This window comes from Oscillibacter sp. UBA6647 (assembly GCA_002455655.1).
Lineage (GTDB): Bacteria > Bacillota > Clostridia > Oscillospirales > Oscillospiraceae > Oscillibacter.
The window spans coordinates 1-6197 of the sequence record DKLF01000091.1; the positions used below are offsets into that span (position 1 = coordinate 1).

Annotated in this window: 9 protein-coding genes; all 9 read right to left on the bottom strand. The window is 55.8% G+C overall.

The window, feature by feature from the left end:
- Positions 1–202 (bottom strand): tRNA (adenine(22)-N(1))-methyltransferase TrmK (locus B2W96_RS06445; RefSeq protein WP_293009463.1); only part of this gene is annotated, 202 nt, incomplete at its 3' end.
- 128 nt (positions 203–330) lie between these two features.
- Positions 331–540, bottom strand: a complete 210-nt coding sequence (locus B2W96_RS06450) for a DUF1858 domain-containing protein (protein WP_293009464.1) — start codon at positions 538–540, stop codon at positions 331–333.
- Between the two features lie 252 nt (positions 541–792).
- A complete protein-coding gene (locus tag B2W96_RS06455; protein ID WP_293009465.1) occupies positions 793–1074 on the bottom strand; it encodes a zinc-ribbon domain containing protein in 282 nt (93 codons plus the stop codon).
- 38 nt (positions 1075–1112) lie between these two features.
- A complete protein-coding gene (locus tag B2W96_RS06460; RefSeq protein ID WP_293009466.1) occupies positions 1113–1754 on the bottom strand; it encodes a sigma-70 family RNA polymerase sigma factor in 642 nt (213 codons plus the stop codon).
- Between the two features lie 99 nt (positions 1755–1853).
- Positions 1854–3209, bottom strand: a complete 1356-nt coding sequence (gene glmM, locus B2W96_RS06465) for a phosphoglucosamine mutase (RefSeq protein ID WP_293009467.1) — start codon at positions 3207–3209, stop codon at positions 1854–1856.
- Positions 3210–3235: 26 nt separating this feature from the next.
- A complete protein-coding gene (gene ruvB, locus B2W96_RS06470) occupies positions 3236–4288 on the bottom strand; it encodes a Holliday junction branch migration DNA helicase RuvB (RefSeq protein WP_293009468.1) in 1053 nt (350 codons plus the stop codon).
- A gap of 50 nt (positions 4289–4338) precedes the next feature.
- Positions 4339–4671 (bottom strand): DUF6054 family protein, encoded by a 333-nt coding sequence (locus tag B2W96_RS06475; RefSeq protein WP_293009469.1) that lies wholly within the window; start codon positions 4669–4671, stop codon positions 4339–4341.
- Positions 4672–4832: 161 nt separating this feature from the next.
- A complete protein-coding gene (gene ruvA / locus B2W96_RS06480; protein WP_293009470.1) occupies positions 4833–5438 on the bottom strand; it encodes a Holliday junction branch migration protein RuvA in 606 nt (201 codons plus the stop codon).
- Positions 5439–5491: 53 nt separating this feature from the next.
- Entirely contained in the window at positions 5492–6001 is a 510-nt protein-coding gene (ruvC, locus tag B2W96_RS06485) for a crossover junction endodeoxyribonuclease RuvC (RefSeq protein ID WP_293009471.1), read from the bottom strand.
- Between the last annotated feature and the right edge of the window lie 196 nt (positions 6002–6197).

A 6197-nucleotide genomic window follows, 5' to 3' on the forward strand; every position in this document is an offset into this window, starting at 1 on the left:
AGCGGCGCGCAGTGTCTTTTCCCCGGCCCAGAGGACCCGTCCGCAGATCGCAGGCGATGGCGGAGCGAAGCCGTCCCTCCAGCGTCAGCCAAACCGGGAGATAGGCGTGGTCCGTACCTACGTCCGCCAGAGCGGCGCCTTGGGTTACCCAGTCCGCCAACAATTGAAGCCGGGCCGACAACTCGGGTTTCCGCGCATTCATTCTGTCATCAGTCTCCTTTTGGCCCGCTGTAAACGGGAAAATTCCTGCCGTTGCCCGGCAATCGCTGACAAACGGAACGCATACGGATTTCCCGTATGCGTTCTGTCAGATTCTTCCTCGGAAAAGTTTTATTCCGCAGCCTTGTTGGCTTCCTCGTTGACCAGTGTCAACAGCTTGTCAACGTCCACGCCATGGACCATGCAAGCCTCTTCCACGGTTTCGCCGCGAGAAGAAGGGCAGCCCAAGCAGTGCATTCCAATGGAAAAGAAAATCGGCGCGGTCTGAGGAGCCACGTCCAGAATATCACCGATGATGGTGTCCTTTGTAATTTCAACCATAAATTTGCCTCCAAAAGTTCAGTTTATCGGAGCAAAGCTCCGCTCACTTTTAAGTATTATACCCCGTTTTTTCTCTAATTTCAAGAGAAATCCGGGGAAAATTTCATGCAAAAAAGCAAAACCTGCCCTTTTTGCGCTAAACTTAAAAAAAATCAGCTTTGCAGTCCTGTTTCGTCTCCGGAAGAAACATCGCACCTTTAAAAAAGCCAAAAAAGGAACGCCCTTTCGGACGTTCCTCTGAGATGACTTTCGTTATCTCTGCTCTTCGCGCATCTTGGCGAAGCACTCGCTGCAATACACAGGACGGTCGGACTTGGGCTCGAAGGGAACGCGAGCCTCTCCACCGCAGGATGCGCAAACAGCGGCGAAGTACTCCCGGGGACCGCGGGAAGCGGTCTTGCGGGCATCACGGCAGCCCTTGCAGCGCTGGGGCTCGTTCTGGAAGCCGCGCTCGGCATAAAACTCCTGCTCACCAGCGGTGAACACGAACTCCTGGCCACACTCTTTGCACACTAAAGTCTTGTCTTCGTACATGATTTTACCCTCTCTTTGAAAAGAAAAATATATTGCGCTCAGCTCTTGCTGAAATCGCCGGAAAGAAGTTGCCGCGCCACCTTACGACGGATCCGCTGCACGGCGTTGTCCACGGATTTAGGGGATTTGCCCACGGTTTCGGCAATTTCCCGACAAGATAAACCGTCTAAATAATACCCCAAAATCTTCGCTTCAAACTCGGACAATTGTTTCCGAACACCAAACAAGAGACTGCTCGTGTGCTCCCTGTCAATCAGAAAATCTTCAGGGCTGCGCTGCGTCAGATCCCGGGTACCAAGGGTGTAGGAGTCGCGATCAAAGAAGGGTGTATCAAGAGAAACCGACTGGTTCAGAGGCATGTGCTTGCCGCGGGAAGCGGCGCGCAGAACTGAAAGCAGACGATTGCGGACACAGGTTTCGGCAAAGGTGCGAAAAGAGGCGTCTCTTTCTCCGTCGTATTCCCGGACGGCCTTCATCAGTCCGATCATTCCCTCCTGCAGCAAATCCTCGCTGTCACCCCCGATCAAAAAGAACGGGCGGGCACAGGAACGGACCAGACGGGTGTATTTGGAAACCAGACGCTCCTCCGCCCCGCGATTCCCGCGGGCGGCACGAACACACAGCTCCTCATCTGAAAGGCCGTCTGCACAGAATGAATTAGACTCTTCGCACTTGCACATATGTTATTATACCTTTTGAACACAAATTTTGTCAAGAGAAATATAAAATTCGTTAAAATTTCTTTTGAAAATTCTGGTAATTCCGCTCTGCGGCATCTTTCAGATTTCAAGTGTTTTCACAAAATCCGCAAGTTTTTCAGCCGTTTTGTGCGCCTTTTCGATGGTTTTCGCCTCTACCATGACACGAATCAGCGCTTCTGTTCCGGAAGGTCGCACCAGAATACGGCCCTCGCCGCCCATGGCCTTCTCAGCCGCCTCCACGGCGCTTTGCAGTGCGGAGGAGGCCATAATCGCCTCTTTCACGCCCCGCTGATGGTCCACGGGCACGTTGATCAGCTCCTGAGGATACGTCGGACAGACGGACACCAGCTCCGAAGCCTTTTTGCCGGAGGTCTTCAAAACCTGCAAAAATTGAAGCGCAGTGACCTGACCGTCTCCGGTGGTTTCAAGGTCTGTAAAAATGGTATGCCCGGACTGCTCGCCGCCGATGCGGAAGTCGCTTCGAAGCATTTCTTCCAGCACGTTCCGGTCCCCTACATCGGTACAAACCAGCTCCAACCCGCCCGTGCGGCAGAACTCGTGGAGACCCAGATTGCTCATCACGGTGGCAACCAGCGCGTTTCCGTTGAGCTTTCCCCTGCGCTTCATGTCCGCGGCGCACACGGCCATCACCTTATCGCCGTCGATAGGCCCGCCGGTTTCGTCTACCAGAAGGCAACGGTCCGCATCCCCGTCAAAGGCCACGCCTACGTCGTACTTCCCTTTTACCACCGCAGCCGCCAAATCCTCCAGATATGTGGAGCCGCAGCGGCTGTTGATGTTCAAGCCGTCGGGCTGGGTGTGGATGAAATCCGTGTGGGCCTTAAATCGACCAAACAGCTCCGGCGCGGTGGCGCTGGCCGCGCCGTTGGCGCAGTCCGCAAGAATGCGCAGCCCCGCAAGGTCGCTCTCCACCGTACCCGCCACGAAATCTATGTAATCCCGCTTCAGTTGGCGCATTCCGTGGTGACGGCGTCCTATTTCGTTACGGGTGCGGGACTTGATACGCGCATCGGACAAAATTTTCTCCTCCACCCGCAGCTCCACCTCATCGGACAGCTTGTAGCCCTGGGCGTTGAACACCTTGATGCCGTTATGCTCATAGGGGTTATGAGACGCGGAAACCACGATGCCCGCGTCGCCCCGCTCCCGCACCGTCAGATACGCCACAGCAGGGGTGGGAATGGTCCCCAGCGGCTTCACATCGCCGCCCACGTCGCAGATTCCCGCCATCAGAGCGGATTCCAGCATATCTGAAGAAACGCGGGTATCTTTGCCGATCAAAACCACCGGGCGGCGGCCCAAATCCTCTGTCAGTACAGCGGCAACGGCCTGACCCACGCGAAACGCCTCCTGCGCCGTAAGGGTTTCTCCAACCACGCCGCGAATACCGTCGGTCCCAAAGAGTTTGCCCATATTACATACCTCGTTCTATTCAAAAATCAAAAGGAGAGCTGCTCGGGCTGCTCCGTCCCGCCCGGAACGCTCAGACCCAGATGGGTATACGCCCGGTGGGTTACGCAGCGGCCCCGAGGCGTGCGGGTAAGAAAGCCCAATTGCATCAGATACGGCTCGTAAACGTCTTCCAGCGTCACGGACTCCTCCCCGATGGTGGCGGCCAGCGTCTCCAGACCAACGGGGCCTCCGCCATAGTTCTCAACAATGGATGAAAGCATCCGCCGGTCCACCGAGTCAAGGCCCAGATAGTCCACCTCCAACGCATTTAACGCGTGATCCGCAACCGCCTTGGTAATGACCCCATCGGCCTTCACCTGCGCGAAATCCCGCACCCGGCGGAGCATCCGGTTGGCAATCCGAGGCGTTCCCCGGCTGCGCTTTGCAATCTCAAACGCGCCTGCGTCCTCAATGGGAACATTTAAAATCCCCGCGCTGCGCGTGACAATCAGGGCCAATTCCTCCGAAGAATACAGTTCCAGCCGCAGCGTCACGCCGAAGCGGTCCCGCAGGGGCGCGGAAAGCTGGCCTGCCCGGGTGGTGGCCCCGATCAGGGTAAACCGGGGCAGGTCCAGACGGATGGAGTTTGCGGAGGGGCCTTTGCCCACGATAATGTCCAGCGCATAGTCCTCCATGGCAGGATACAAAATTTCCTCCACCGCCCGGTTCAGCCGGTGAATTTCATCCACAAACAGAATGTCGTTCTCCGAAAGATTCGTCAAAAGTGCCGCCAGATCTCCCGGCTTTTCAATGGCCGGGCCGGAGGTAATGCGGATGTTAACCCCCATTTCCCCCGCAATAATTCCCGCCAGAGTGGTCTTACCAAGGCCGGGAGGGCCATGGAGCAACACATGGTCCAGCGGCTCCGTCCGCTGCTTGGCGGCGGCGATGAACACGCTCAGATTCTCCTTGGCCTTTTCCTGCCCTATGTAGTCCCGCAGCGCCCGGGGGCGCAGGGAAATCTCGCCGCCGTCCTCTTCAAGAAAGGTTTTGGCAACAATAGGCTCTTCGTAAATGTCGCTTCCAAAGTCAATGCTCAACTGCTCACATCCCCCAAATCAGGCGCTTTTCTCTGTGTGGTGCTTTTCCTTTACAGAGATTCCGCTATATCACGTACGGTGTCCAGAAACGCTTCCTCACCCAAGGTGTTGAGCTTGAAAAACATGGCCTGACTTCCCCCGGAGGTAATCACGGAGAGGAACAAATCCCTTCCATTCCCCATCAGGGTTAGATTCAGGCTGACCCGGTTTCCCCCAGCATAGCTGTACCGCTCGTAAACCCGCACCGCACAGCGCACATCGGCAGCAGCATAGTCGCTGCCGTCCTCGTAGGTGGCGGACGCGCTTCCATTTAAAATTCCAGCATGCAGGACGTTCAGAGAACTTTCAAATTCCCCCTGAAACCGACGTTCATATTTTGCCATAGTCGTTCTCCTTTCCTGTATAGTGGCTGCGTACAGCCGTCCTTTTCTTCAAAGCGCGGATCGTATCGCGCCGCTTCAATTCCTTTTCCTCTTTATTCGCCGGAAGCGAACTTTCCGACACTTCAACCTTCAGGCATCTCACGTATCCCCAAGCTTCCCGTCTACCGTGCCATTTTTTTCAGACAGGCCCGGATAATCTCCTCCAAAGGAAGACTTTGTGTGTCAACACCCTTCAACGCCTCAGCCGTTTCCGCCGAGGAATAGCCCAGCACACTCAAAGCGGCGGCGGCTTCCATGGTTTTATTGGTTAGATCAGCGCTGACGGCGCCGCCCCTCGTGCCCAGAGTAAAGCCGTTGGCGACGCTCTCTTTACTCATTTTATCTTTCAATTCCAAAATAATGCGCTGGGCAATCTTTTTCCCGATACCAGGAGCTGCCGTCAGGGCCTTTTCGTCCCCGGTAATCACCGACATAGCCAGTGTTTCCGGGGTGGAAACGGACAGAATCGCCAGCGCGGCCTTGGGTCCCACGCCGGACACGCCGATAAGCAGCTTAAAGCTGCCAAGCTCCGCAGGGCTCCCAAAGCCGTACAGCCCGAAAGCATTTTCCGCCACGTGAAAATGAGTGTACAGCTTGGCCTTCTCTCCTTTTTTCAGACCCGCCAGCGTGTGCCCCGTGGTGGCGCAGGCATAGCCCACACCGCCGCAGTCGATCACTGCCAGATTGGGTTGTACCTCGGCAACAATACCGTTTAGATAGTAAAACACAGGATTCCTCCCATTCTTCGTTCAAATGCAGGCTGCGTCCTGCGCCCTGTCGGTCAAATTGTCTCCTTCACACCGCTTATCTGGGGAAGTCGTGAAGTAAAACTCCTTGCATGACAAAGGGCCAGCGCCAGCGCGTCCGCCGCGTCGTCGGGGCGGGGAACAGATTTCAGGTTCAGAAGCCGTCGAGTCATGTCCATCACCTGACGCTTCTCTGCTTTGCCATACCCCACCACCGCCATTTTCACCTGCGAGGGCGTGTATTCGTATAGCGGTATGCCGCATTTCTCAGCAGACAGCAAAATGACGCCCCGTCCGTGGGCCACAGCGATGCCGGTGGTAATGTTGTTGTTGAAGAACAGTTCCTCTATCGCAATAACTTCTGGATTCAGTTTGCCGATTAAAGCCTCCATATCCTCGGAAATCTGATAAAGCCGCCGGGAAAGAGGCAAGCCCGCAGGGGTGGTGACGGTGCCGTAGGTCACCATGCGCGCGCTGCCCCGGTCCGCTTCCACCAGCCCGAAGCCAATGGTAGCCACACCGGGGTCAATTCCCAGAATCCGCATAGTGTCCCCCTTTCGCACAATCAAAGTTATTATAGCAAATCGCAGCGGGATGCGCAACATGAAAAAAGGAACGCCTGTTTCAAGGCGTTCCTTTTTTGCGCTGTCTTTTATCTGATAGGAATCTTCACAGGAACGGGAAGGTCCGCCACCCGGGTGAAGTTGGGCTTGAGCCAGACCTCCGGCGCCTGATCCGCCG